This window comes from Desulfovibrio sp. JC022 (assembly GCF_010470665.1).
Classification (GTDB): domain Bacteria; phylum Desulfobacterota; class Desulfovibrionia; order Desulfovibrionales; family Desulfovibrionaceae; genus Maridesulfovibrio.
Map to the genome: position 1 here is coordinate 475,436 of NZ_VOPZ01000007.1, position 25,937 is coordinate 501,372.

27 protein-coding genes are annotated in these 25,937 nt (G+C 47.4%); 18 read left to right on the top strand and 9 right to left on the bottom strand.

The window, feature by feature from the left end:
- Window positions 1-66 precede the first annotated feature (66 nt).
- The 3 genes from FMS18_RS21080 (at window position 67) to FMS18_RS14085 (ending at window position 2,145) form a co-directional block, all read left to right on the top strand.
- Window positions 67-1,173 carry a site-specific integrase gene (locus FMS18_RS21080; RefSeq protein WP_163295304.1) on the top strand — a complete coding sequence of 369 codons (1,107 nt, stop codon included), beginning with the start codon at window positions 67-69 and terminating at the stop codon, window positions 1,171-1,173.
- A gap of 92 nt (window positions 1,174-1,265) precedes the next feature.
- The gene (locus FMS18_RS14080; protein ID WP_163295305.1) at window positions 1,266-1,610 is read left to right on the top strand and encodes a hypothetical protein; all 345 of its coding nucleotides are present in this window, start codon (window positions 1,266-1,268) and stop codon (window positions 1,608-1,610) included.
- 295 nt (window positions 1,611-1,905) lie between these two features.
- Window positions 1,906-2,145, top strand: coding sequence for a nucleotidyltransferase substrate binding protein (locus FMS18_RS14085; RefSeq protein WP_275405835.1), 240 nt, complete (start codon window positions 1,906-1,908; stop codon window positions 2,143-2,145).
- Between the two features lie 47 nt (window positions 2,146-2,192).
- On the opposite strand, the gene FMS18_RS14090 is transcribed toward FMS18_RS14085, so the two are convergent.
- Entirely contained in the window at window positions 2,193-4,115 is a 1,923-nt protein-coding gene (locus FMS18_RS14090; RefSeq protein WP_239061045.1) for a sigma-54-dependent Fis family transcriptional regulator, read from the bottom strand.
- 493 nt (window positions 4,116-4,608) lie between these two features.
- Between FMS18_RS14090 and FMS18_RS14095 the strand changes: the two genes are divergently transcribed.
- From FMS18_RS14095 to FMS18_RS14130, 8 genes are all read left to right on the top strand, one after another.
- The gene (locus FMS18_RS14095) at window positions 4,609-5,730 is read left to right on the top strand and encodes an FAD-binding oxidoreductase (RefSeq protein WP_163295307.1); all 1,122 of its coding nucleotides are present in this window, start codon (window positions 4,609-4,611) and stop codon (window positions 5,728-5,730) included.
- Window positions 5,723-6,043, top strand: a complete 321-nt coding sequence (locus FMS18_RS14100) for a (2Fe-2S)-binding protein (protein ID WP_163295308.1) — start codon at window positions 5,723-5,725, stop codon at window positions 6,041-6,043. Before FMS18_RS14095 ends, FMS18_RS14100 begins: the two co-directional genes overlap by 8 nt.
- Window positions 6,040-7,464 (top strand): NAD(P)/FAD-dependent oxidoreductase, encoded by a 1,425-nt coding sequence (locus tag FMS18_RS14105; RefSeq protein WP_163295309.1) that lies wholly within the window; start codon window positions 6,040-6,042, stop codon window positions 7,462-7,464. Before FMS18_RS14100 ends, FMS18_RS14105 begins: the two co-directional genes overlap by 4 nt.
- 54 nt (window positions 7,465-7,518) lie before the next feature.
- Window positions 7,519-7,869 (top strand): RidA family protein, encoded by a 351-nt coding sequence (locus tag FMS18_RS14110; protein WP_163295310.1) that lies wholly within the window; start codon window positions 7,519-7,521, stop codon window positions 7,867-7,869.
- A 29-nt stretch (window positions 7,870-7,898) separates the two neighbouring features.
- On the top strand, window positions 7,899-8,396 hold the full coding sequence (locus FMS18_RS14115; RefSeq protein ID WP_163295311.1) for a TRAP transporter small permease: 498 nt from the start codon (window positions 7,899-7,901) through the stop codon (window positions 8,394-8,396).
- A gap of 1 nt (window position 8,397) precedes the next feature.
- Window positions 8,398-9,702, top strand: coding sequence for a TRAP transporter large permease (locus FMS18_RS14120; protein ID WP_203544640.1), 1,305 nt, complete (start codon window positions 8,398-8,400; stop codon window positions 9,700-9,702).
- Between the two features lie 143 nt (window positions 9,703-9,845).
- Complete coding sequence (gene dctP / locus FMS18_RS14125) at window positions 9,846-10,844, top strand: TRAP transporter substrate-binding protein DctP (protein WP_239061046.1); 999 nt, start codon at window positions 9,846-9,848, stop codon at window positions 10,842-10,844.
- Window positions 10,845-10,961: 117 nt separating this feature from the next.
- On the top strand, window positions 10,962-12,233 hold the full coding sequence (locus tag FMS18_RS14130) for a hypothetical protein (protein ID WP_203544641.1): 1,272 nt from the start codon (window positions 10,962-10,964) through the stop codon (window positions 12,231-12,233).
- A 66-nt stretch (window positions 12,234-12,299) separates the two neighbouring features.
- Here the strand turns inward: FMS18_RS14130 and FMS18_RS14135 are convergent, their stop codons facing one another.
- The 5 genes from FMS18_RS14135 to FMS18_RS14155 are packed head-to-tail and all read right to left on the bottom strand — an operon-like array spanning window position 12,300 to window position 15,867.
- On the bottom strand, window positions 12,300-13,742 hold the full coding sequence (locus FMS18_RS14135) for a relaxase/mobilization nuclease domain-containing protein (RefSeq protein ID WP_163295313.1): 1,443 nt from the start codon (window positions 13,740-13,742) through the stop codon (window positions 12,300-12,302).
- Window positions 13,733-14,029 (bottom strand): MobC family plasmid mobilization relaxosome protein, encoded by a 297-nt coding sequence (mobC, locus tag FMS18_RS14140; protein ID WP_163295314.1) that lies wholly within the window; start codon window positions 14,027-14,029, stop codon window positions 13,733-13,735. Before mobC ends, FMS18_RS14135 begins: the two co-directional genes overlap by 10 nt.
- Window positions 14,026-15,414 carry a YfjI family protein gene (locus FMS18_RS14145; RefSeq protein WP_203544642.1) on the bottom strand — a complete coding sequence of 463 codons (1,389 nt, stop codon included), beginning with the start codon at window positions 15,412-15,414 and terminating at the stop codon, window positions 14,026-14,028. The genes mobC and FMS18_RS14145 overlap by 4 nt, the downstream gene beginning before the upstream one ends.
- A gap of 19 nt (window positions 15,415-15,433) precedes the next feature.
- Window positions 15,434-15,661, bottom strand: a complete 228-nt coding sequence (locus FMS18_RS14150; RefSeq protein ID WP_163295316.1) for a hypothetical protein — start codon at window positions 15,659-15,661, stop codon at window positions 15,434-15,436.
- On the bottom strand, window positions 15,658-15,867 hold the full coding sequence (locus FMS18_RS14155; protein WP_163295317.1) for an AlpA family transcriptional regulator: 210 nt from the start codon (window positions 15,865-15,867) through the stop codon (window positions 15,658-15,660). The genes FMS18_RS14150 and FMS18_RS14155 overlap by 4 nt, the downstream gene beginning before the upstream one ends.
- A gap of 397 nt (window positions 15,868-16,264) precedes the next feature.
- On the opposite strand from FMS18_RS14155, the gene FMS18_RS14160 reads away from it, so the two are divergent.
- Complete coding sequence (locus FMS18_RS14160; protein WP_163295318.1) at window positions 16,265-18,625, top strand: RHS repeat domain-containing protein; 2,361 nt, start codon at window positions 16,265-16,267, stop codon at window positions 18,623-18,625.
- The gene (locus FMS18_RS14165; protein WP_163295319.1) at window positions 18,612-19,055 is read left to right on the top strand and encodes a hypothetical protein; all 444 of its coding nucleotides are present in this window, start codon (window positions 18,612-18,614) and stop codon (window positions 19,053-19,055) included. The genes FMS18_RS14160 and FMS18_RS14165 overlap by 14 nt, the downstream gene beginning before the upstream one ends.
- A 114-nt stretch (window positions 19,056-19,169) precedes the next feature.
- On the opposite strand, the gene FMS18_RS14170 is transcribed toward FMS18_RS14165, so the two are convergent.
- Complete coding sequence (locus FMS18_RS14170; RefSeq protein ID WP_163295320.1) at window positions 19,170-20,219, bottom strand: hypothetical protein; 1,050 nt, start codon at window positions 20,217-20,219, stop codon at window positions 19,170-19,172.
- A gap of 412 nt (window positions 20,220-20,631) precedes the next feature.
- On the opposite strand from FMS18_RS14170, the gene FMS18_RS14175 reads away from it, so the two are divergent.
- From FMS18_RS14175 to FMS18_RS14185, 3 genes are all read left to right on the top strand, one after another.
- On the top strand, window positions 20,632-21,891 hold the full coding sequence (locus FMS18_RS14175; protein WP_163295321.1) for a site-specific integrase: 1,260 nt from the start codon (window positions 20,632-20,634) through the stop codon (window positions 21,889-21,891).
- 30 nt (window positions 21,892-21,921) lie between these two features.
- Window positions 21,922-22,221 (top strand): HigA family addiction module antitoxin, encoded by a 300-nt coding sequence (locus FMS18_RS14180; RefSeq protein WP_163295322.1) that lies wholly within the window; start codon window positions 21,922-21,924, stop codon window positions 22,219-22,221.
- 333 nt (window positions 22,222-22,554) lie between these two features.
- Window positions 22,555-23,790, top strand: a complete 1,236-nt coding sequence (locus FMS18_RS14185) for a Fic family protein (RefSeq protein ID WP_163295323.1) — start codon at window positions 22,555-22,557, stop codon at window positions 23,788-23,790.
- A 157-nt stretch (window positions 23,791-23,947) separates the two neighbouring features.
- On the opposite strand, the gene FMS18_RS14190 is transcribed toward FMS18_RS14185, so the two are convergent.
- Window positions 23,948-24,217, bottom strand: coding sequence for a hypothetical protein (locus FMS18_RS14190; protein WP_163295324.1), 270 nt, complete (start codon window positions 24,215-24,217; stop codon window positions 23,948-23,950).
- Window positions 24,218-24,340: 123 nt separating this feature from the next.
- A complete protein-coding gene (locus tag FMS18_RS14195) occupies window positions 24,341-24,613 on the bottom strand; it encodes a hypothetical protein (protein WP_163295325.1) in 273 nt (90 codons plus the stop codon).
- Between the two features lie 130 nt (window positions 24,614-24,743).
- Here FMS18_RS14195 and FMS18_RS14200 point away from each other — a divergent pair, with 130 nt between their 5' ends.
- Window positions 24,744-25,070, top strand: a complete 327-nt coding sequence (locus FMS18_RS14200) for a TraK family protein (RefSeq protein WP_163295326.1) — start codon at window positions 24,744-24,746, stop codon at window positions 25,068-25,070.
- A gap of 274 nt (window positions 25,071-25,344) precedes the next feature.
- Window positions 25,345-25,512, top strand: coding sequence for a hypothetical protein (locus tag FMS18_RS14205; protein ID WP_163295327.1), 168 nt, complete (start codon window positions 25,345-25,347; stop codon window positions 25,510-25,512).
- Window positions 25,513-25,937 lie beyond the last annotated feature (425 nt).

Consider the following 25,937-nt stretch of genomic DNA (forward strand, 5'->3'; position numbering starts at 1 on the left):
CCCACAAACAGGTAAAAAAGGTAAGGTCATGGCTGCCAAAAAAGAAATAAAACCGCATACAAAGGCGTGTTTTACATCACCAGCACCAACCCCACAACCGGGGCAAATGAGAGAATCTACTACATCCGTTATTATAAGAACGGAAAATCCATCGAAGAGAAAGCCGGTCGCCAGCATCAGGACCGCATGACGCCCGCCAAAGCCAACCGACTCCGAGTACTGCGCATTGAAGGCCGGGTTGACTCCAATGAAGAGCGCAGGGAAAAAGTCCGCGCCAAACGCGCCCAGAAGAACGTCAGCCGACTTTGGGAAGCTTTTTATGACGCCAAGCAGGAAAACAGGAGCATAAAAGATGACCGCAACCGCTGGCGCAGCTACCTGCTCAAGGATTTCGGCAACAAGCTGCCCGAAGAAATCGCCACGCTGGATGTGGACAACCTCCGCCGCAAACTTCAGGATCGCGGCCTTGCTCCCGGCACAGTCAAACAGGGCTTGGTCCTGCTGAAACGTATTCTGAATTTTGCAGCCAAGCGTGGCCTGTGCGAACCTATCAATTCCGGTCGGCTTCATTTTGAAATGCCAAAACTCAACAACACTAAAACCGAAGACCTGACCGGCAAACAACTCGCAAGGCTTCTAGAAGCGATTGAGAACGAACCGAACAAGTCAGCAGGCAGCCTAATGCTCATGGCCCTGTACACTGGCATGCGTAAGGGCGAAATTTACAGGCTGCAATGGCAGGATATTGATTTCGAGCGCGGTTTCATTTTGATCCGTGCCCCCAAGGGCGGAATTGACCAGCGTATCCCCATAAACACCCCGGCCAGAAATGTTCTTGAAGATCAGCAGACCAGAACCGGCAACTCCGAATGGATATTCCCCGGTAGATTTGAAGGACACGTCAAGGACATGCGCGAACATCTTGAGCGCATCCGCACCAATGCGGGGCTGCCCAAAGACTTCCGGCCCATGCACGGCTTGCGGCACGTCTTCGCCTCTACCCTAGCCAGTTCCGGGCAGGTGGATATGTACACCCTGCAAAAGCTGCTTACCCACAAAAGCCCGGCCATGGTTCAAAGATATGCCCACCTGCGTGATGATGCCATGCAGCGGGCCAGCGAGGTTGCCGGGGATATGTATAAGGCTATGCAGAAGAAGAAAACTACGGCTTGAGCGGGGCTTCCATTCAAGCTGCCGAAAATTAAAATCCCCCACATTGACCTGCCCTGCAATCGTGGTTAAAGTTCAAATATAAGGAGACTGAAATGGTTTTACTTTTCGATGATGCCAAAAAGCTTGAAAAAGCCGTGGGAGAAGAAGCCGCAGAGGTTATTGCCCACGTTCTTGAAAAGCACGAAGAAAAATCCAAGCAAGAGCTTGAAGAAGCTAAAAAGGAACTTGTCACCAGAGCTGACCTTTATAAGGTAGAGGGAAACTTGAAGGCTGACATGACCCGACTTGAAACCAAAGTGGAAAATATTGAGTCCAATTTGGAAAACAAGATCAGGGCTGAAGTTCAGGCTGCCAAATCCGAAACCATCAAATGGATGGCTGGAATGCTCATGGTTCAGGCAGCCACGGTTGCTGCCTTGGTCAAGTTGTTGGGTTAAAATCCGGTTCAGCTTCATGCTTTGGAATAATTGATAAAATGCACGCAAATCCCCCGCAAAGTTCACGCTTTGCGGGGGATTTTTTTGCCGAAAACCCAGCTTGTGCCACTTTTAAGAGATAGTCATAGATTACGCGCAGTTAAAAAAAGCAATCCTCCGCTTTGAGGTGATGCTCCGCAAATATAACGAAGACTCAACCGATCTTGATGAGATCACAAAAGGTGCTGTGCAGGATTCATTGGTCATGCGTTTTGAACACACGCTAGAACTGGCTTAGAAAAGCTGCAAGCGGCCTCTGTTCGAGGAAGGATACGTTGAAGTAAAAACCATGGGGCCGAAGCCGATGATGCGCTTTGCTTTCACTGCGGATCTTATCGCCAATGTTGATAACTGGATCGGATACATCAATGCCCGCAATGACACCTCGCACGATTATTCCGGCGACAAGGCAGACGCCATCTTGGATATTGTAGATGATTTCTATGATGATGTGGTCGATCTGTACGAGAAGATTTCAAAGGAAGCATGGAAATAATGCCGAAAATTGGGGAGTTCCTTATGCGGCGTTTGAAGACTTCACGCCTACTGCGAATGTATCCTGTATTTATCTATCTTCCGGTACAGGGTGGCCCGTGAAATGCCGAGAAGTTTGGCGGTTAAGGCCCGGTTGTTGTTTGTCTTTTTTAATATATCCTGAATTGTTTTACGCACTACGTCATCCAAAGTGCCACTGGAATGGGGGGGGACTTCCGGGATCACATGCGGCATTCCCAGATGTTTGACTTCGATAGTTTCTCCGCCGCAGAGATGGAGGGCTCTTTGTATGCAGTTTTCCAGTTCTCTGACATTGCCCGGCCAGTGATAACTGGCGAGCAGGTTTTGGGCTTCCGGGCTAAGTGACGGGGGGGAGGCTGCTCCTTCTTTCAGAAAAAGGGAAGCCAATAATAAGATATCATCCCGGCCCCTTTCCTTAAGGGGAGGGATGTGGATGGGGAAGACATTCAGTCGGTAGTAGAGATCTTCTCTGAATCGTCCGTCCCGGATAGCTGTGGGCAAATTTACATGGGTGGCGGCAATGATCCTAGTATCAACTTTTACCGGTTTGTCTGCCCCGATGCGGTAAACCTCCCCGGTCTCAAGTACACGAAGTAATTTAACCTGCATCCTGTAGGGCATGTCGCCGATCTCATCCAGAAGAATTGTTCCGGTGTTGGCAAGTTCAAATTTACCCGGCTTTCCGCCTTTGGCTGCTCCGGTAAAAGTTCCGTCCACGTAACCGAATAGTTCACTTTCCAGCAGGTTGGAGGGTATGGCTCCGCAGTTGATTGGGATGAAAGGGTTATTGCGTCGGCTGCTCTGATTGTGAATAGACTGCGCGAAAAGCTCCTTCCCTGTTCCGGTTTCGCCTTGGAGTAGCACTGTGCTGTCTGAAGATGCGGCTCCTTTGGCCAGCTTTACTGTTTCCAGCAGGGTGGGGGAGGTTCCGAGAATACTGTCAAAAGTAAAATGTGCCCGTGTGCCTGCAATGTTCTGGGCCAGTTTGTAAATATCTTTGACCTCGTTGAAAGTGATTACAGCACCAAGGCGCTCTCCTCTCTCAGATGTCACCAGCTGGACCGTGAGAATAAGGCTGATGTGGTTTTTGCGGACTTTGAGGCGGACTTCTTTATTGGTCCATGATTCCGGGCATTCAGCCACATGGTCCAGATCAACTTTCAATCCCTGAAGTACGGATAGGGGCCTGTTTTCCAGATCGTCTCTTTTTAATATTTGTGCCCCTTCGCGGTTAACCCGCCAAATGTGTTTCTCACTGTTGATGATGATCAGACCGGTGCGGAAAAAAGAAATGGTCTGATCCAGAAAATTCAGGTTGGCAGCCAGCTCCCGGTTTCTGCGTAAAACACGGAGTTGCTGTTCTGCGGCTCTGGCCGCTGTTGTGACCATATAAAGGGTATGTGCATGAGCCTGCTTTGAAGAACCGAATACAGCTATAATGCCGATCAGCTTTTTATCCTTACCAAAAACCGGAGCAGTGGAACTGGTCTGATCATGGGCCTGCTGGCAGAAATGTTCATCATCAATAAGTTGAATGGGGGTTTTGAGTTTTTGGGTTAGTGATATGGCTGTAGTCCCTACATCCTTTTCCGTCCAGCGGTAGCCGGGGACACAATTTCTTGTCGTGGAATCCTCAATCAGTTCGTCTTTCCCGCGAATATGGAGGATGTATCCGTCCGAATCCACTGCGGCAATAATAAAATCATTGGGAAACAGAAGCTTGTAAAACTCATCGAACTGCGGTTTTAGAATGTTCAGTAGCTTTCTGTTCTGCCGCCGCCGCTCCGACAGCTCTGCCGGAGAGAGCATTTTCTGGTGCTTGTTTCTGCGTATGGGATCAATTCCATATTCCACTGACCGCTGGTATGACAGTTTTATTTCGCGTTTCATGGCTTCCGGACTGATTATCTGTCCTTCTTTTATGTCTGCCACTGTCTCTTTTTTATACATATTTAAGGTTCTCCCAGCATTCAGAACTGCCTTAATAAGTTGTGTTTTTATAAGTTTGTAGTTGCAGTTGCTTGAAATTATATAATAAAATCATTTGATGTGGCAACCCGGCAAATATCCATACGATACTAATATCGCAGGCCGAAGCTTTATGTGTCGCAGTGCTGTCTCAAAATAATACATGTCTCATTGTGAGGCATATATTGTCAATGCCGCATTCGCCAAGAGTTTTAGACGGATACTAAAAGAATATTGTCTCAATATGAGACAGTGTTTGGGCGGTGTCTTATTGTCTTCTTGATGTGTTGAGATGAAATATAGGCGGTTCTTGTTTCTAAAAAGTAAATAATTTCGATGTAATAAATATAGCAGACAGTTTTAGAATATGTGTTTGGCATCCCCTTTGCTTCATTGCACTGAAAAAATGGCACACCCTCATAGGCTAAATGCCTGAAAATATATCAACTGCCGGAATTACGGTAAGGAGAGTGCAGTGCAGACAGCGGATGTTTTAGTCATCGGTGGAGGTATCACCGGATCTACTACAGCTCTAGGGCTCATGCTCAAGGGGGCCGGTAAAGTGGTGCTCTTGGATGAGCAGCTCAAGAGCCAGCGTTTATCCCGGGGCAACTTCGGGCTGACCTGGTTCATGTGCAAGGGAGCGGGGTATCCCGGCTATTCTCTTTGGTGCCGGAAGGCAGCCAAGGCATGGCCTGAGTTTGCGGAAAAGCTCGAAGGTGAAAGCAAATACAATATTGAATTGGACTGGACCGGTGGCGCAGTACACGCTTTTGGGCAGGATGAATTGGACGGATTTGCAAAGTCTATAAAAACTATCCGGGAAGGCTGTGAAAGTGAAGGGATTGATTATCCCGTTGAAATTCTGGATAGACAGCAATTCGCTGACTTGATGCCGAAAATGACTCTAGGTGAAGACGTTGCGGGTGCTATGTTTACCAAGGAGCAGGGCCACGTTAATCCTTTGAAGCTTCTTGGTGCTGTCAGAAGCTGGTTCCAAAAACTGGGTGGAGTTTATAATGGTGCTGAGGGTGCTAAGGAGATTATCCCACAGTCCAATGGAACCGTTCTCGTTAAGACAGCCACTGAGACATATGAATGTAAGAAGCTCGTAATTGCTGCCGGACACGGTTCTGCAAGACTTACTGCTGCTCTTGGCGAGAAACTCAATATTTATCCCCAGCGCGGGCAGCTGATGGTAACAGCGCGTTGTGAACGAAAACTTGATTTTCCCCTGCTCAGCGTCCGTCAGACTCAGGACGGGACTTACATGATCGGTCTTTCAACAGAAAATACAGCTCTGGATGCACGGGTAACTGCAGACGCCATGAAGTCTCAAGCCGCAAACGCGGTACGGATTTTTCCTGAACTGGCAAATTTGAATTGGGTCAGGGCTTGGGGGGCTATCCGCGTTATGACTCCGGACGGCGGCCCCATCTACAGCAAGATTCCGGGCCATGACAATATAAGTGTTCTTGCCTTGCATTCCGGGGTTTCTTTAGCGCCCCTGCACACAGAAGTCATAGCTCCGTGGATATTAGGTAACACCACAGATAACCAAGTATCAGATTTTTCAAACGGACGGTTCAATGCTTAAACATTCCACAACTTCCACTGCTGAATTTAAACAGGATCAGGCTCCGGCTGAAACAGTTTCCGTCCTTCTGGACGGCGAGAAGGTTGATCTTCCAAAAGGTATCAGCATTGCCGCAGGGCTCCTTAGCATCGGTGAAATTATTTCGCGCATTTCACCTTCAGCACACAAACCGCGTTCTCCGCACTGTCTGATGGGCGTTTGTTATGAATGCCTCATGGAAATTGATGGTGTGGAACGGCAGGCATGCATGACAGACCCTGAAGAAGGCATGGTTATCAACCGCCATTTAGATTCCAAAGGAGAAGACGCATGAGTCGCCATTACGATGTAATTGTAATCGGTACCGGACCTGCCGGGCTGAGTGCAGCCACCCTGCTTACCAAAATGGGGCTCAATGTTCTGGCTTTGGACGAGCAGCAGCGTCCCGGTGGTCAGATCTACCGCAATGTGGAAGGAGCAGGAGAAGCTCGTTTAAACCTTTTCGGTCCCGACTATAGTGTCGGACTTGAGCTGGTGAACGAGTTTAGAGCTGCCAATGTTAACTATGAAGGCGGAGCTTCTGTCTGGCAGGTCGAGGCTGATGGCCGTATTTGTTATTCCAAAGACGGAAAATCCAGCAGGATCTCGGCCAACTATATCATCGCAGCCACCGGAGCCATGGAGCGTCCTGTACCCATCGAAGGCTGGACTCTTCCGGGAGTAATGGGTGCTGGCGCAGCGAATAATCTGGCCAAAGAAGCCGGACTGACCCCTAAGGGAAAAGTAGTTTTGGCCGGTAGCGGCCCCCTGTTGCTTCTCGAAGCTTCCATTTTGCTGAAAAAGGGCGTGGAGATTGCTGCCATTCTGGAGACCACAGACCTTATCCCGCCTGCGGACTCCGTAACCAAACTTCCTCAAGCTCTCATGGGCTGGAAGCTCCTTTATAAGGGTACAACCATGCTTTGGGAGCTCCAGAAGGCGGGGATTCCTCATTATCGGGGTGTCCGCAATATCCGCGCGCTGGGAGCCGATGCGCTGAGCGGGGTTGAAGCTACGGTCAAGGGAGAAACACTGAACTTTGATGCTGATTTGCTTCTGCTGCATTTCGGCGTTATCCCCAACACCCATATTTTCAGGCAGGCAGGCTGCCAAATGGTTTGGGACGAGAAGCTAAGATATTGGTACCCGTCCTGCGACAGTTGGGGCCGTACCAATTTTGAAAAAATATTTGCAGCAGGTGACGGCTGCCGGGTTCATGGAGCTGTGGCGGCGCGTCATAAAGGCACGTTGGCTGCTTTGGAAATTGCCTGCTGTCTGGGCATGATCCCTGAGTCTGAAAGGGACGATCTGGCTGAGCCTGTCCTTAAAGCTTTAAGGCAGGACAACCTGCCCCGGCCATTTATCGATGCCATGTATGCGCCTAAACCTTCACATTTCACGTTCGAAAATGAAACAGTACTTTGCCGGTGTGAGAATGTCACCGTTGGAGACGTCCGCAAGGTTCTGGATGAGGGGGTTCGCGAGCTGAACGAGGTGAAAATCATCACCCGTTGCGGCATGGGTCCTTGTCAGGGGCGGATGTGCGGTCCGGCATTGGCGGAAATAGTCGGAGAATATCTTTCCCTTGAGCCGGATCAGGCCGGGCTTCTGGTTGTACGTCCTCCTCTGAAACCTATTCCACTGAGTGAAGTGGCTGCCATGGATCTCGGTGATGGAGGAACAGACGGCGGCAACTGGTTGCTGGACAAGAAGTAACAAAACGAGGGGAACTTTCTCCCGTTGTAAATTATATCATTTTAAGGAGTTAAGATGAGTATTACAAGAATGGAAACAGCGAAGCGCATGAGTAGGATCGTCATTCATAATGATACCGTTTACCTTTGCGGACAGGTAGCGGACAACTCTGACGAACCTATCGGCCCTCAGACAGAAAGCATGCTTGCCAAGGTGGATGCTCTTTTGGAAAAGGCCGGCAGCAGCAGGGAACATATTCTTTCTGCCACAGTTTATGTTCGCGATATGAAGGATTTTGCAGGAATGAACGAAGTCTGGGACAACTGGGTTCCCGAAGGACATGCCCCCGCAAGAGCCTGTGTTGAAGCACGGATGGCCCGGCCTGAGCTTTTAGTGGAGGTTTCTGTTGTAGCGGCACTTAAGTAGTAAATGATTTCCATTTAGGAGGGATCTTCATGGAAAAATTCTTTAAATACGCATTAGCAGCTCTCATGAGCACTGTTGCCGCTCTTGAGTTCTACCAGGTAATAATGCGTTATATCTTTGAGTTGCCGGTGATGGGGTTGGATGAACTTTTGGTATATCCCACACTGTGGTTGTATTTCTTCGGTAGCGTGAATGCTTGTCGGGAAGATACCCAGATCAAGGCTAATGTCTTGGACATTTTTATGAAAACCGAACTCGGCAAACTGCGGGTGAGAGTAGTGGCCGACATAATGTCTTTGGTTGTCTCGTCGTGGTTGACCTGGTGGGCATGGGACTATTTCCTCTATGCTTTGAAGATTTGGAAAGAAAGCCCGACTCTTTATATCCCCACATTCTGGGCCGAATGTGCTTTTTTCATCGGCATGATGCTGATGACCATGTTTGTGCTCTGGCATCTTGTTAGAAATATCCGCCGCCTTATGTTGCTTGCGGATCAGCCGGCAGTTGCCGTTAAGGTAGGAGTATAGCATGGATATTGTTACCGTTTCTTTTATCGCCCTGGGTGTGCTGGTGCTGATGCTCAGCTTCGGTGTTCCGCTGCCTTTCTGTTTTGGCGGTGCTCTCATGGTCATGGTTTTTGTCGGGGATGCCACTATGAACGGCACCATGGTCTGGGGATACAGCCAGCTTGCCAACCCTGTGTTGCTTTGTATTCCACTGTTTGTCTTTGCGGGCACGCTAATGAGTGAAAGTGGAATCGCTGAAAGTCTACTACGTTTTGTTAACGTATTTGTGGGCCGCATCAGGGGCGGGCTGGGTGTTGTTGCAAGTGTCAGCTGTGCTTTGATCGGTGCCATCTCCGGCAGCGGTCTTACCGGCGTAGCCGCTACCGGCCCAATCCTTATCCCGGAAATGGCTTCCAAAGGTTATCCTCGCGGGTACGCAACAGCACTTGTTGCAAACTCATCAATCCTTGGCCTGCTTATTCCGCCAAGTGTAACAATGATCATTTACGGCTGGGTAACAGACACCTCAATTCTGGCCTGTTTTCTCGCAACTATGGGACCGGGAATACTGATCACCCTCCTGTTTTGCGGAGTTAACATGGTGCTGGCCCGTAAGTTTCCCTTGATTCTGGATCCCCCGCAGCCTGTACAGGAAACAGCCCGCGAAGCCGTTTCCATGACCTCTCGCGCACTGCCTGCGTTGATCATGCCTCTGATTATCCTTGGCGGCATATACGGCGGTATCATGACTCCGACCGAAGCTGCTGCTGTTGCTGTTATCTACGCAATCCCGGTTGGCCTTATGGTCTATAAGGGGTTGACCTTCAAGACCTTTATTTCGGCTGCTAAATCTTCTGCCACTGCGGTAGGTGCCATCATGGTCATGATCGTATTCAGCCTGATGCTCAGCCAGATATTCGTTATGGAAGATGTCCCGCAGGCTCTGGTTGAAGGTGTATTCACCATCACCCAGAATAAAGTAATCCTGCTGATCCTGATCAACTTCCTGCTCTTCTTTGTAGGTATGATCGTCAACGATATTACTTCGATTATTTTGCTTGCCCCTCTGCTTCTCCCTCTGATGCAGGCCATCGGAATTTCTCCGGTTCAGTTTGCCGCAATCATGGGAGTCAACACAGCAATGGGCGGTGTTACCCCTCCTTATGCCAGCATCCTTTATTTAAGCATGCGAATCGGGAAAGCGGAATTTTCTGAAGTTATCAAACCGGCCATGATCCTCATCATCTTCGGATATGTGCCCGTGGTCTTTTTAACTTCTCTATGGCCTAACCTTTCCCTCTTTTTTCCGGGATTGTTTGGCTATTAAGAATATGGAAATGGAGAAAGGGGTGTGAAGGAACAATTTTTTAAAATTACCGAATATTAACAAATCAGATGCGGGTTTGTTATTCAAAAATTGATTCTTCACATGGATTGGAAATAACGGACTTTTTACTAAGGAGTATGCATATGAAAATGCGCACAGTTTACGGGTTGATGATTCTTCTGGGGTGTATGGTCTTTCTGGCAGGCACTGCCCAAGCAAGAACTTGGAAAATATCTCATGTCCGGCCTCAGGGCACAGCTATTGATGAAGACCTTCGTTGGTTCTCAACAAATCTTAAAGAAGTATCCGGTGGAAAATTAAAAACCAAGGTTTATCCCGCTTCAGCACTTGGTGATTACACCGTTGTTCAGGAAAGAGTAAGCCTCGGTGCCGTGGATATGGCCTGTCAGCCTCCGTCCTCAGCTGCAGATAAAAGGTTTCAGCTTCCTTACTTCCCTTATATGATCAAAAATTGGGACCATGCGCGTAAGAATTACAGTGCCGGTGCCCCCATGCGTGAAACTGTTGCCGGTCTTTATAAAGAGCAGGGTATTCATTTGCTGGCAGTCTGGCCGGTATATTTCGGCGGTATCTCCTTGAATACCAAACCGGTTAACCCCGGTGATCCTGATGCGGCAAAAGGCATTAAGCTGAGAGTCCCGCCCATGAAAACTTTCCAGATGATGGCAGATAACATTGGCTACCTCGGAACCCCGATTCCCTTCTCTGATGCTTTTACCGCAGTTCAGACCGGTGTTGTTGATGGTGTGATCGGTTCCGGCGCGGAAGGGTACTACTCCTCCTTCAGAGATGTGACCAAATACTACATTCCGGCTAACACCCATTTTGAAGTCTGGTACCTTATCATGAACCAGAATACCTACGATAACTTGTCAGAGGAGAAAAAGCAGGCTCTCGACAAAACTGCAGCTGAATTCGAAAACCGTCGCTGGGCAACTGCTGAAGCAGACCAGAAAGCCAATGAACAGAAATTGGTTGATTACGGTGCAACTATAGTTGATTTCTCTGATGAAGATGTCACCAAGACCGCTGATAAAATTCGTAAAGTGGTTTGGCCTGAGATCCTCAATGATGTAGGCGTGGAGTGGGGGCAGTCCGTCCTTAATCGTCTGGTAAAATAAGTCATCCCCTGCTCGCGGTGTTTTAATGCTGTGAGCAATAGAATACTGGCCTGGAAAATCGTTTTCCGGGCCAGTTTTGGTGTTTAATCTGGAAGAAAAATTTTATACAGAATGTCCATGCTTAATTATTTGCAACGCTACACAGGTTGGATAATCCTTGCCACTCTGATTCTATTCATACTTAGTAGCTTAAATCCATCATTAATTCTTGTTGTTGCTGCAGCGGCCTGGCTGGTCGTAGTCATTGAATGGAATAGGCTGCATTCCGGGCCACGCAGGCAGGCAATGTTTCTGCTTATTGCCGGAATTTCCGCATTGATATTTTCTTATCAGCAAGGTGTTTTTCTGGGTTGGAAAAAGATTGTTACCCAGAATCTACAATTGCTGCCGATGTTTATTGCAGTATCGTTTCTTGGGCTGACAAACCCTGACACCCAGAATGACGATTTGCCCAAGGGAAGGTGGGCTATGGTGTCCACTTCATTTGGAACGAATTTACTGGGTGCAGTTATTAATCTTTCAATTCTGTTTGTTTTTGGGGACAGGCTGGCGCGGAACGGCTCTCTTACTAAAGCTCAATCTATTCTCCTTGGGCGCTCTTTTTGTGCGGCAGCATGGTGGTCACCATTTTTTCTTGCTGCTGGCGTTGCGCTGACCTATGCGCCGGATATGCTTTATAGCCGTACCGTCATCCCGGGGCTGTTTCTCTGCTTTGTGGCGATTTGTTATTCAATTGTTGAGGTGGGTTTTATTCGTAAACTTGAATTTTCCGGTTATCCCGTGCGCATGGAAAGTATGACGGTTCCATTTCTGCTTGCCGTGGGGGTCTTTGCCGGGCATTATTTCTTCCCTGATCTGGGCATGATCATGTTGATTTGCCTTGTAGCACCTCCGGCTGCGATAATACTTATGCGCAAAAGGCCTAGATTGCCTCATTTGTACGACTTCATTAATAATCGGATTACCTCTACTGTCAGCCAGTTTGCCCTGTTTTTGACTGCGGGGTGTTTCTCTATAGGCATTACCTCAATTATTCAGGTTTACCCAGAGATATTCAGCCTTACAGGTAAGGCATTCACCAATTCGTTATTTGCCATTATTTCAGCATTGCTGATATTCTTAGGACTTGTCGGCTTGCACCCTCTGGTCGGCATCTCCGTAATCAGTCCTTTGTTGTTGCCTTTGAATCCTGACCATTCCCAGATTGCATTTCTGTTTCTCACCTGTTGGGCGGTCTCAACAGGTAGCAGCCCCCTTTCCGGGGTAGGTCTTGTGCTTTGCAGCCGCTATCGCATCCCGGCGCGTTCAATATTAATTGATAATTTCCATTATGCCGTATTTATGTGGGGGTGTGCCAACTTGGTGAATATGTTTTATTTTAATGCATGATTATATTTGTATCGTGAAAAAAACTAAAGGTGGGGGAGATGAATCCCCCCTCCCTTGCGACCAATCTTACCGCCCCATCCCCCGCCAAACACGCTTCCCCCTCACCCGCGCAACCTCGTAAGCTTCCGCAAAACATCTTCCAATTCGCTCTGCAAGTCCCGGCAGCCTTGGGCTTCCTTTTCCAGTTCCACGATGCGGCTGCCCTGCCGGGCTATTTTCAGGTCCTGCTCTTTCAGGCGGCGGGACTGCTCCTGTTCCATTCGGGCTAGGGCCTCCGATAAGCTCTTCGATAATTCGTTCATGATCTATCTCCGCAATAAAACGGCTGGCTGGCCGCTCTTGGTCTCTCTTATTTCCAGCGGGGTTCCTTTGGGAAAGGCCAGATACCGCTGGTTCCCGCTCTGATGTGCTTCGATTCCCCATTTCGTGAACACGCTTATTTTCTTCTTCTGGCTCTCTATCTGTGCGCTGATTTTGGCCAGTTCCGCGTGGCTTTCTTTGATTCTCCAGCCGTAAAATCCGGTTATGCAGACCGCGACTATGAGCAGCAGCAATGCGGAGATGAGATTCGCCAAGATGTTTTGTTTCCAGTAACTGGCCGAAATCGCGGACTGCTTTTTGCGCAGCTTCTGGATGTGGCCGTCCATATCGGCTGTGATGGAATTCAGCTCGCTTGCGGCAAATTTCAGCAAGTTCCCGCTCAAGTCCTGCAATGCGCTGCTGGCGATCTGCTCCACTTCCTGAGATTGCGAGTTCATCCGCTCTTTCAGCTTGTCGCTCAACTCTCCAAGATGATTCATATATTCCTCCTTTCAATCTGACTCGTTTTTTGTCTTCGGGTAACTCCAAAGTGATGTATTTCTTGCCCTGCCGGACCACGGAAAGCCCGACCTCCTCCAAAGCCTTGATCAGATCCGCACGATCCTTGTGCAGACCGTCGGCTATACCTTGAGCTAAAAAGTCAGTTACGGTTTTCCTGAAATCGTGCAGTTGCTTGCCCTTGGGCGAATGAATGTCCTTGCCCGGTTGCAGCAGTCGGGACCGCTTCAGTTCGTCCGGCCTTGCCCACTGCTTCCGTTCATTCCAAAGATCGCGCCAGACGTCATACTGCTTGTGCCAGTTAGGCGGGCAGGGATTCATGGCCTTGTCACTGCGCAGCTCCGTGCGCGGGATAATAAAATGCATCTCATGATGCCCGGCATGACTGTGCCGCACCCAAAGGATCGAATATTGATCCTGCTCCAGCCCTGCGAAAGCAACCTTCTCAAAGTCATCCATGACTTCCTTTTCAAGCTGCGGGGAAACCTTATCCTGCGGTGCCCATGAGAGCACCCCGGAAGTGTACTTCCAGACCCGATCGGTTGATCCGATCACCCGCTGCACGGCTTTAGGATCTCCGCGCAGAACCTGCGGCGGCGATTCCTCACGGCCCTTGCGGAGCGGATCAATCACATAATTGATCGCCTTGGCACCGTTGCCCCGGCCATGAGCGAAAACCTTCATATACATTTCAGTTCCCTCTCAATGGCGGCCAGCTCGGCCAGAATGAGTACCGAGTCGGCACCGCTTTTATATGTATTTGCCCAGCGGGCGAGCTGATTCAGATTGTTCCCGATGCGGGCAAGCTGGAGCAACTTTTCGCGCTCGCGTCTGGTTTTGCGGACCCGTCTTTTACCCAGAAGCTGGCGCATGAAATCGCCCATGGTCATGCCCCGATTTGCGGCTTCTTCCACAACACTATTTTTCTCATCAACCGTAACTCTGACGTTCAACCAAGCTGTGCGGGGTGCGCTCATACGCCCACCTCTTCCCTGCCGTTAAAGGAGGGATCGAAGGGAGGCCGGCCTCCCTCGCCAGCCCCCACGGGGACACCTGTCGCGTAGCGCACAGTGTCACAGTGGGTAGGCTGGCTAAGATTCGATGACGGGACTGATTCCGAAGCATGAACAGCCGGATGCACCCGATAATTAGGACTCGGCGGCCGCCCTGGACCGGACGATTGCACCGGGACCACAACGATATATCCGTACTCCAAAAGCATGTTTAGACCCTGCTCGACCTGCGCCTTTTTCGGGAAGCGACCACGGATCGCACGCTGACATTCCCGGCCTGTGAACAGCTCAATTTTTCGGTCGCTGATCCATTTCAAAATTGCTTGTGCGCAGGCAGTCAGCTCGTCACAACCCATGTCATGAAATGCGTAGCGGGCATGATGAACGAGCTTCTTGCCCAGTTCAGTTGCGGAGACCATGATCGACTGTTCAATCTTCGATTCGACCTCTTGCGCCGAAACCAGATGCAGCAGCCCGGCCAAGCGGGCAACCTGCCCCGGAACCTTGCCCGCCCAATCGGTCATATTTTCCAGACTGCTCCCCGGTCGCAATTCTCCTTCAATGAGCAGGAAGAAATTCTTCCACGATTCATAAGCCCCGGCACTGAGCACCAAGGCTTGGCCGTTCTCATTCATTTCAGGATTGCTTCTCAACGAAAGCAGAAGTTCGATTCGACCAAGAAAAGCACGTTCCGCCTGTGACGAAATCTGCGGAGGTTCCGCCACACGAAAACCCAGCCTGCTTTGCCCAAAGAAGAACAGGAAACGGGCCAAGAAATCACGCCCCCGAAATTCAGGATTCTCGGCCATTCCGCGCAACACATCAGGCTGGGGAGTCACGCAGATGGTCAGCAGTGGATGATTCAAACCGATGGACTGACCATGCTTGCGATCCACCCGGCACGGCTCTCCGCTAAAAGACTTCAGAATCAGGTCAAGGTTGGGCATGTGGCTGTAGCGTCCGGCAAAGGTCCCGAAAATCCCGCCTTCAGCCTCGATTATGGACATGCATTCACTTTGCTGCTCCATGAGCATGGCAAGGCATTCAGGAGTTATGTCATCGGCAAGCAAGCGCGGGATTGTAATCAGCTCCGGCATTTCATCTTCCAAATTCCGGATTTCCTGAATGAGGTTGTCCCGGCTTTGCGAGTTTTTTGCCTTGGCCGCCATGTTGCGCCGGTGCTCAATGGCGCGCTCAAGAGTCATCCGTTTTGAACGCGCTTCCTGCGCCAATGGTCCAATGAGCTTTTCCTGCTCATTTTCCCAGCCGGTAAGCGGTCTTCTTGCGGCTTGCGTCACCGCGCTTTTTCTTTCTCCGGGCGGCAGCGGCGAAAGCAGGTATAGGTTCAAAGATTCCTCGTAACCTTCTTTAATCCGCACATGGAACCTTTCGCTGCGCTACGGTTGATAGAACGCCAAAGAGATTGCAGAGCACAACCTCGTAAGGCACCTGCAACGCTTCGCTAAGCTCAAAGCAGTAATCAGCCAGAACCGGAGGCAACGGGACAGAGGATAAAGGCGGCGGAAACTTCGGCCCCAATGGTACAGGGGCCTTGTTTCCGAACAGGGATAGGATGTCTGTGCCGGATGCGCTCATCTGTTCCTCGGAAGGTCAGACATTTCTTCAAGCGGCAAGACCTTGCAGGATTCCACGTAGGCGTCCAAATCTTTTAAATCATAGCCCACGCGCCTGCCGATTTTGATGTAGCGCGGCCCTTTTCCAAGACAACGCCATACTTCAAGAGTTCCGGGACTGAGTCCCAATTTTTCAGCAGCTTCTTTTGTGCTTAATAGTCCTTGCATCGATTTCTCCTTGTTGGTTGGAGGTGTTTTTTCTTCGATGCAAGGCAACCACGTTTAATCGGACAGTAAAACCATCTGGAAGAGGACAAATTGTGTGGTGGGACCACCAAATTCTGTGGGAGCAGGACAGAACGTGCTGATAAAACTTCAATTTTATCAGTGGGTAGTGAATTTTAAATTTAGAAGGGTTTAAATTCTGAAAAAAATCCTGAATTGAAGGATAGAAGTTGCTTTTGGGCTACCTGAATCATCAATTTTCACCTTTCTTCCAAGACGGACACTGTCAAGTCATTCCATGTCCGACCTCCCGGCTAGTTTATAAATGTCCGGGGAAGAGTTGCTTTTGAACCGCTAGGGCTCCTAGCACATCCCCAGAATTATAAACGATGGAGGAAAGATGAAATCTTTCAATCATTACAAAATGGAACTGAGGCCCCGTAGCGAACTGACAACCGGACTGGTACTGTACGGTGAAACTGAACCTGCGGAAATGCAGATTGAAAATCTCTGGAAAATCGTTGACCGCAGAACAGGTGAAGAACTTGCAGACCCAAAGCCTGACTTTGATGAATTCTCATCCTCTGACCGCATGTACCCATCCATGATGAATCCGGAAGTCAAACGCCGCTGGGACCTGAAAAATTATGAATGGGAAGAAACCAAGGCTCAACATGCCAAACTGAGACGCATGGTCCATGCCCAGTTCATGCAGGAGAATCCCAATCTGCCCGTAATTCAGGGTTTGCAGGGGACGACCTACGGCAGTGAGATTCAGTCTGAATTCAAGAAGATACTCAGCGGAAAGCAGTCCATTCTAAAATCCCGCATGCCCAAGGCAGGAACGGGCAGGACCATCCGAGATGAGCTGGAGCGTGACAATGTGGACATCAATGAAATGGCAGATGAAGTTGTACAGTTCCAGACTCCCGAGTCCCGGAACACCTTTGCTGTCATGGGCGTGGATCGAGCTGAAACACTGCGCATTGCTGGTAAAATCCTTGCTTCGGCAGAATCCAGTCATGCTCTTGAATATCAGTACGATGAAGAGGGGCGTTTGCAGATTGTCCACTGTGGAGGAAAGCCGGTTGAGATGTATCGCTACAACCGAATGGGACAGCGTGTGTTTTCGCAGGTTTCCGGTGATCAGCCGCTGGAATATCACTACAATGAACTTGGTCAGCTTGTTCAGGCCGGGGATGTTGCTTACTCCTATGATGAAAACGGCGACCTCACAGGTAAAAAAGACTCACATGGACTGACCTGTTACCGCTATCTGAAAAACGGGCAGCTTTGCGGAGTTCAGCTTCCTGACGGTAGTGAGATTGAATACCGTTTTGATAAAAACGGCTTCCGCGCTGAAAAGCTTATCGATGGCAAACTTGTTCAGCGTTACTACTGGGATAATCTGGTCACCCTGTCTGCGGTGAAAGACAAATCCGGGGTGACCCGCTTTCGTTACGATGAAGACGGTGACGCCATCGGGATGATCCGCAACGGTCAGAAGCTGCTGCTGGCTACCGATCAGTTGGGCAGTATTTTTGCTGTTGCTGATTTGTCGGGAAACAGTGTACAGGAAGTTCTATATGATTCTTTCGGAATAATGATACAGAACAGCCGTCCTGAACTTGTACTTCCGCTCGGCTTTGCCGGAGGGTTGTATGATTCCGATACTGGATTGGTTCACTTCGGATACCGTGAATACGATCCTGCCACCGGACGTTTCATTTCTCCTGATCCGCTGGGATATGCTGGCGGGGATGTGGACCTGTATGGTTATTGCGGAGATGATCCGGTTAACTTTGTTGATCGGTTGGGTTTATTTGATGAATCCAGTTCAGACGATGACGGGAAGAGCGAAAGCAAATCGTCAAGTTCCGGTGGGTACGCTGGAAACGATTTCGGTCCGGGTTATGACGGAACAAGTGGAAGTGCCTACGGTCCTACAGACGCAGGTTGGGGCTACAACACCGATCCGGGAGGCTCTCACTACAATGGCAATAACACTCTGGGCGGAGGAGGCGGCAATGGACATAGTCAAAATACGACTCATAACGCCCAACAAGCCAAAGATAACGATTTTTTCGGTCAGCTGAGTCAGCAGGCTTTGGACCAGCTGAATACAGTAGGCGTACAACAAGGCTTGGAGGCGGATAAGAAGGCTCAAGAACTAGCTAATAAGCAGAATCAATTCAATGCCAAGGAACAGGCAAAAAAAGAGCATAAAGCCCTTGCTGAAGCAGACCGCCTAAGTCGAGCTCGACGTGCGTCTCTGATGAACAATAAAGACGATAAAGATAAAGGATTTTTCGAAACAGTTTATGACGGAGTTGAAGAGGCTCTGACAAAAGGAGGAAAGGCTGCCAAAGAAGCAACTGCCAAGGCTGGTAAGGCTTTTGTTGATGATTCAAGAATATGGGGAACAACAGCAGCCGCAGTTGCAATGCCTGCTGTTGTTGCAGGGCTGACATTTGGAGGTAAAGAAGTTCTAGGAGCGGCTCCTCACATGGCGAAAAATGTAGGCAAAGCGGCTAAATGGGGCAAAAATTTTGCAAAAAACACAGCTAGAAAGGCCGACATAAACATACGGACAAGCAAGATTGGAACAAAGAAGAACTTAAACCTTGAAAACGTAGGCGAAGCAGCAACAGGACTAATCGATAATCAACCTCCTTCTCCAACTCCCGGAGGATGGGTGAGTGCAGGTAAGTTCCTCGGCGCAAAAACACTGGAAGCTATGGAGAATCATGGAAAAAAATAGAAGAAAATCACACAAAATCAAACCCTCCAAAGGTGGAACTAATAGACTTACTCTTATTCTGGCTGGTTGGATTTGTTTCTTGTCTGGAGTTTTGACCCCGCTTACTGGTGGGGGAAGATATAAAGGCTTTAAAGTATATGATTTTGTAGGATATATACAATTGGCTGTTGGTGCCATTATCCTGATTTATTTATGGAAAACAAGAGAAAGCGTTTCATTGAATTCAGATAAAAACAACGAACCGGAAGACATGATCTGCCCAAAATGCCAGACGGTTTATTTGGCAGAAGATCTTCCTGAAAATTGCCGAAAAGACATTTGCTCTGAATGTGGAACTAAATTGGAGACCTTAGATGGATTTTACGATCGTCACCCGGAATTAAAAGACGTTCCAGAACAATTCCCTCAGCCAGAGCCAGAGAATGATTAACAATGCCTCCGGGCTTCGGTCCGGGGGCTTTCTCAACTAAATCATCCGGGACAATATGGACAAAATGGACAGAAATCGAATTTTGTCCATATTGTCCATTTTGTCCCGTGGTTTTTATTTTGGTTTGTTGCCCTCGTGCCTGAACTCAGCAGGGAGGTTTTCACGGAATTCTTCGATCACTGAATTGGCAGGTCTGACCATTTCCAGTTTCTGGATGTAGTCCTTGGCTATGACCTTATCAGCGATGGCTTTATACTCTTTATGCGGGAACTGCTTTTTCGCTGTCGGGTCAGCGACCATTTCAAGGATCATGTTGGCGAAGAAGAATCCTTCTTTGCGTGCGCCCTCCAACTTTTTCTCAGACTTCGACAATCGAGCCTTCAGGGTCCGCGCATCTTCCAATTCTTTTTCAAGTTCTTTAATTTTTAGCTCAAAAGCCTCAACATTGACCTCCGGCAATTCGGCCTTCAGTCTCAACTCCATTTCCAGCTCATTTTGCAATTCATCGACTTTTGACCGGAGAGCTTCAATACCAGCATAATCAACAGGCTTCAGCCGGGGGCAGGCTTCTTCCGCTCTATGAACTTCATCCAGATCAAAAAAACAGCCCTCTTTGAAAAGTATGGCTACACGCTCTTTGTCCGGCATAAACTGAGAATAGAAACTTCTGGCAATCAAAGCTCGTTCGGGATTCCTTTCAGAGCGGAGGAAAACTTTAAGTCTGGTTTCAAAAATCACATTCAAAAAATCGTGGCCGACTTCGCGGTCCCAGCGTTTACGCAGATCAGCGGCTGAAATTCTATTCTTAACCCCGGCTTTGAAAAGCGCAGTCCCGTCTTTGACCCAAAAGACAACCAAAATCTTCATCAGCCAGAGAAACAGCCCAACTAAAAGGGTCATGCCAAAAGTTCTAAGCAGAATCCCTATTTCCGGTTTCGTCGGCAGGACAATAAAAATCAAACAGCCCAAGTAAATTCCGACCAGCAACAGAAGGATGCTGACAGCTTTATCCAGCAGCCCACGTTTCAGCTTTAGGCAGGAAGTAACAAAAGGAGGTATAGGCTTTTCCTCCTTCTTTTCATCCGGTTCCTTGCCGCCAGCCTGATCCTGAGCAGTGCTTTCAATTTCCGATTTTATATTTTTCTCATTTTGAATGTCACTCATGCTTGGCTCCATATTTTTATCTAGACTAGTCCATTTTAACCGAGCTATATTTTATTTACAAATCACGAGGCAAATAAGGGAAATATTCGAGAATCAACATGGGGAACGAAAAGTGAAAAGATTTGAGCTTAATCAGGCTCTTTTCACTTTTTTCGATTTTATGGGGAAGAGTATGGGGAAGACGGATTTTGAAAAAGTAAAAGGGTGCTAGACTAAACGTCTAACACCCTGTATTTACTGTGGTAGGCCACCAAGGACTTGAACCTTGAACCAACGGATTAAGAGTCCATTTTTTAACTTTTTTTCGATGTCCCCTGACGTCCCTGAGTAAATAATTTCAACACCTTACGCAATCCCAAGTGTCCCTCGGAGTCCCTTGTAAAAGGCGAAAACCGGGAGTATACCGGGAGAGATGAAAGCCCGTAATACAACCGAATGGAAAAAAATTAGCAGCACCAGAGGCGTCCGATATTATGAACATGCGACCCGGAAATACAAGGGAAATCCTGATAAATATTACTCGGTTCGATGGTACCGCCAAGGCAAGACCTTAGAAGAAGGCATTGGATGGTCTTCAGAAGGTTGGAAAGTGGCCGAAATCGCCGACCTCAGACACAAACTTCAGCAGAATTATAAGTCAGGGGAAGATCCCAACACATTTGCCGCACTCAAAGAACATCACGCCAAAAAAAAAGCTGAGGTCGCAGCTCTAGAAGCCAAAGAGCAAATCAAAGAAATAACCTTCCAAGAATTCTTTGAACAATACTATATTCCGTGGAAACGTGACCGCAAAAAAAGAAAAACATGGACGGATGATGTAAAAAGAGCCGACAAACGCATTCATCCATTTCTTGGCGGATTTCCCTTGTCAGCTATCACTCCAGACCTCCTTCAGGAATTCATGGATTCGCTCTACGACGCTAAGCTAGCTGAGGCGACCGTGCTCCACCATATGGCGATTATACGATCTGTATTTAATCGTGCAGCATCAACGATTGTAAAAGACGTTGTGATTTTTTCAGGACAGTCCCCCATCGACCATATAGAGCTGCCCCAAATCGGCAACAAGAACCAAAGAGAACGCTTCCTCACCAAAGAAGAAGCCAAACTCTTAATGTCTGCGACACTGAAGAAAGCCAAAAAATCTGAAAGGGATCTCTGGCGTCAAAGCTGGCAGGACCTGCATGATGCAATGCTGCTATCCCTGCACACAGGACTGAGGCTTGGCGAAATTCAACGTGCTGAATGGCATGATGTCAATTTTTATGGAAAAGCACTAACTGTGAGGCTCATTAGTAACGGGCAAAAGCCGGGCGGGACTATTCCGCTAAACTCAGTAGCCCTTGATGTACTCATGCGCCGCAGAGAGCAATCCGATGATGCGCAGATCTTCCCTCCCCTTTCCGGGGGCAAAAAGAAAGAAAACCTTTCAAAGCAATTCAAAATCATTGCCGACGAATTAAAACTGAATAGATTTGCCACATCCAAAAGCCAGCGAATCGTATTCCATTCACTGCGACATACTTTCGCCTCTTGGCTGGCTATTGCCGGAGTGGACATCTATCGAATCAAAACTTTGATGCGCCATAAGACCATCAACATGACCATGCGCTACGCGCACCTCAGCCCTGACTATTCTCAAGGAGCGGTAGATCTGCTGACTATGGATTAATTACCACTTAAACTATGAGGATTACCACTAATGACTATGTATAATCCCCCACATCCAGGTGAGCTTATCAGCTCCGTATATATGAAAGAATACAATCTTAGCTGCCGCAAGCTGGCAATTATGCTCGGTGTGGCTCCTTCCACTCTCGCCCGTGTTCTGAATGCCAAAAGTGCGGTATCCCCAGAGATGGCCCTGCGCCTTTCAAAGGTTCTCGGACGTACCCCGGAAAGCTGGCTGGCTATGCAGGCGAATTATGAGATTGAAAAAATACGCAGCCAAATTGATTTGTCTGGGGTCATTTCTGTGCGTACAGATTGTCCGATTGCATAACCTCGTATTTTTTCTGCTTGAAAATCGCTATACAAACCGCTCAAAAAGACAAAATCAGAGACTCTAATCCATAAACAAAACATCGCTATATCAACAACTTAAACACATCAAAAGATCGCTATTTAAAACGCTCGTTTTTTCTACAAATATAGCTAAAAATAGCTCCACCGGTTGTTGATTAACATACAGGTTTTTCACGGGCAAAAAGATCGCTATTCAAACCGCTCATTTTTTGAACAATCAGCAACATTGAAAAGACTAAAAACATCGTGTAATTAAATATTTACAAACCTTAAAAGATCGCTATCCAAACCGCTCAAAATTGGAGAAAACATGACCTTTTGGCCGATAGTAATTCCTGACCGTAAAGACATTGGGCCCTTAAAAGATATGGCACAGGAAGTTATCGCCTCATCGGCTTCTCTTGAAGGCCGGGTGGCACCAGACACAGCTAAAGTCATCGGAGACCATCTTCGGTTAATCAATAGCTACTACAGCAACCTCATTGAAGGTCACAAATCGACTCTTCGTGATATTGAAGATGCCATGGACAAACGTTTTGATGCTGATTCTGAAAAAAGATACGCACAAGACTTATGCGCTGCACACGTTCTGGCAGAAATGGAACTAATGAACGATATTGAAAATGGCACTATAAAAAATATCGCCAGCCAAGACCTGCTGAGGCTGATTCATACCAGGTTTTACTGCCACTTGTCGCCAGACCATCTTTATACTCATGAAAAAGATGGTTTTACAGATATTCCCGTGCTGCCGGGAGAATTTCGAGACAGACTTATTTCGGTCGGACCAAACGTCGCAACAGGTGGTTCGATCGGACCTAATCCTGAAAATTTGAATATCGCTCTGCAACAATTTTCAGATGATTATAACCAGCAACAATATTTTGGCGATGAAAGGATTATAGCCATGGCCGCCTCTCATCACCGCCTGACATGGTTACATCCGTTCAGGGATGGAAATGGCCGCGTGTCACGATTGTTTTCAACTCTTTATATGGCCCGGTGCGATATTAATAAATCAAACCTGTGGTCACTGTCGCGTGGGTTGTCCAGAAACAAAGAAGAATACATGATCAATCTGTTTTCATGCGACCCGCCGCCGGAAGGGGAAAGAGCCACTCATAGCGCAAGCGAGCTTCTTGCTGATTTTGTAGAATTTATGTTTGAAGTATGTCTTGATCAGATCGGCTTTATGAGCAATTTACTTTCGCTTGAAACGATTGAGCGGCGTATTGAGTGGTTTGTTGAGGTCAATTCTTTAAAACGTGGTGGAAAACTGCATCCAGATTCAGCCCGTCTGCTCCGTGCAGTATTTATGCAGGGAAAGGTTAAAAGAGGTGAGGCTGGCACAATTCTTAACAAAGCAACATCAACAGCGCGAAAAATTGTTAAAGAACTCATTGACGAAGGCTTACTCACATCTGACACGCCAAAGTCACCTTTACAAGTAGCACTGCCATCCAAAGCATTGCCGTACTACTTCCCGGACATATACAATCCAAGTGTAATCGGCAAAGACTACGTTGATATGATCGCTAAAAGATAAAATACACCTATTTTTTGACTACAGAACGTAGATGAAATCCCTCTCGGTTATTCCGATTATATTACTGCGTCTTTGATCCAACAAAACACCCTGTTTCGGCTGGGTGTTTGAATTTTCAAAGAGCTAAACTGGGAACCCAAACATAAAAAGGTGCCAACTAAATCATGCATTCCTTTTCCAGAACACCAAACCTCCGAATACCGTACTCCACTAAGTCTTCTCTCCTATAAAGAACCTTGCGACCACTTTCATAACGATGCCTCGGCCCGGCCATTCTGCTGTCGTCATTCCTCAAAGTCTTAGGTGACAGCCATCCGCCAGTATATTTAGCCACATCTTTTCTGGCAATAATAGGAGGCAGCGATTCAACCACCATATTTTTAAATACGGCTTCGTTCTCTGTCAGGGGGCGATCCCAATCAATCATATATTTGCTCCAATTTGTAGTTAGCATTTTCAGGCACAAAACCTAATGCTAATTTAGCAAAAGTCAAGCTAAAATAAAGTATAGCTATAAATTGCTAACATAACACCCAAAAGAGCAACCGACCTACAAAGATTTCATTTTTTCCTGAACCCTAAAGAAAAGACTGGCGACATCAATATTTAGAACCACAGCAGCTTTAACAGCCTCAGAAACCGGCATTCCTTGCGGCTTTCCAGTAGGTGAAACTTCGCGTATTTTCCACCACTTACTCGGCGCAGTCTTAGTATTGCCATACATCATCCTAGCAAATTCGGTGTGCGCTATACCCTGAGCCTGATAACACTCCACTATCTCAGCCACCAAAGCCCGTTCAAATTCATATTCGTAATTTTTCATGAGAGCACAATAAACTAAAATCCTGCAAAATCATAGACTAAATTAGCATTGACAATAAGCACTAATATAGCATAAATTCGCCAAAATCTTCAAAAGAAGAGAATAACCAATTTAAAGAAAAAACACCCTTATGAAAAAAACAAACCAAAAAATTTCAGCACCTACAGGTAAAAAAGCAAAGCATGCACGGGTCCAATACAAAGTTAACCTTCAAAAAATCACAGACCTCATCAACGAAGGATACACGAAAAAAGCCATCTATGAATTGCTTCATAAAGAAGGGCTAATTTCCATGAGCTATTCGCATTTCTGTCGTTTTAACTCTGAAGGAAGCCTCGGCCCAAAAAAAATGAAGAAAAGAAAACGCACCAGCAAACTACCAACGAAAGATCCCAACCAAGACTTTGACCATCAAAAAATTGTCACCGACGAAGAATTTAAAAAAATGACAGGCTGAATTAAGAGCCTCTTTCTTAAAGGCCAACCATTCATACAGCCATGGTCGTATCTTCTTTGCTAAAGTTCACAATATATTTTTCTCTTAATTTATCCCAAAATTTTAATATCTTTTGATTGTCACCAAGAGTCTTTAATTGGCATACCTGATAAAAACAGAAAAATTCACACTTGACATTCTATAACGAGCTTTATAATGCTTCAAACCTCTGGTGCTATTTTAGCAAAAAAGCTTTGTGCATCACAAAAATTGACGCAATTGTCAGGAGAATTGAATGGAAAATGAAATATCTAAACTTTACAGAATAGCGGCAGCTATCAACCTTCTCTCGGAAATAATTAGCGACGAGACAGGACTACTACTCTCATATCTAGGTGAAGATATCCAAGAGATCACCGAGAGCATGGACAACAGAACCGACTCCACAATAACATCGCAATAAGATACTCCCTCGCCAGTAACCAACTCCCCTCACAGGCTTTAAAATAAGCACTTATACCCAGTTCAAAACTTACCATGCAGACACAAGCACCGTTTAGTCCTAATGACTAAACGGTGCTTTTTTATTTTTCAATATTTTACGCTATTTTAATCTAACTACCCATATTTACCGTACTTTACACACACTACAGGCAACTATGTTTTTGCTAATTTAGCATTGACAGTTTTTGCTAAATTAGCTTAGACGAAAGTCATGTCAATAACCGACGAATACATAGCAAACAAACTACGCGACAAATTCGGCTCTTTTAGCAATGCCGCAAAGGCTTTGGGATATTCGAGCTATCGCCCTTTCAGAACTGCACTCTTGAGAGGGCTCCCTGAAACAAAAAGAAAATTAGCTCTCATGATTCTTTTGGAGGACCA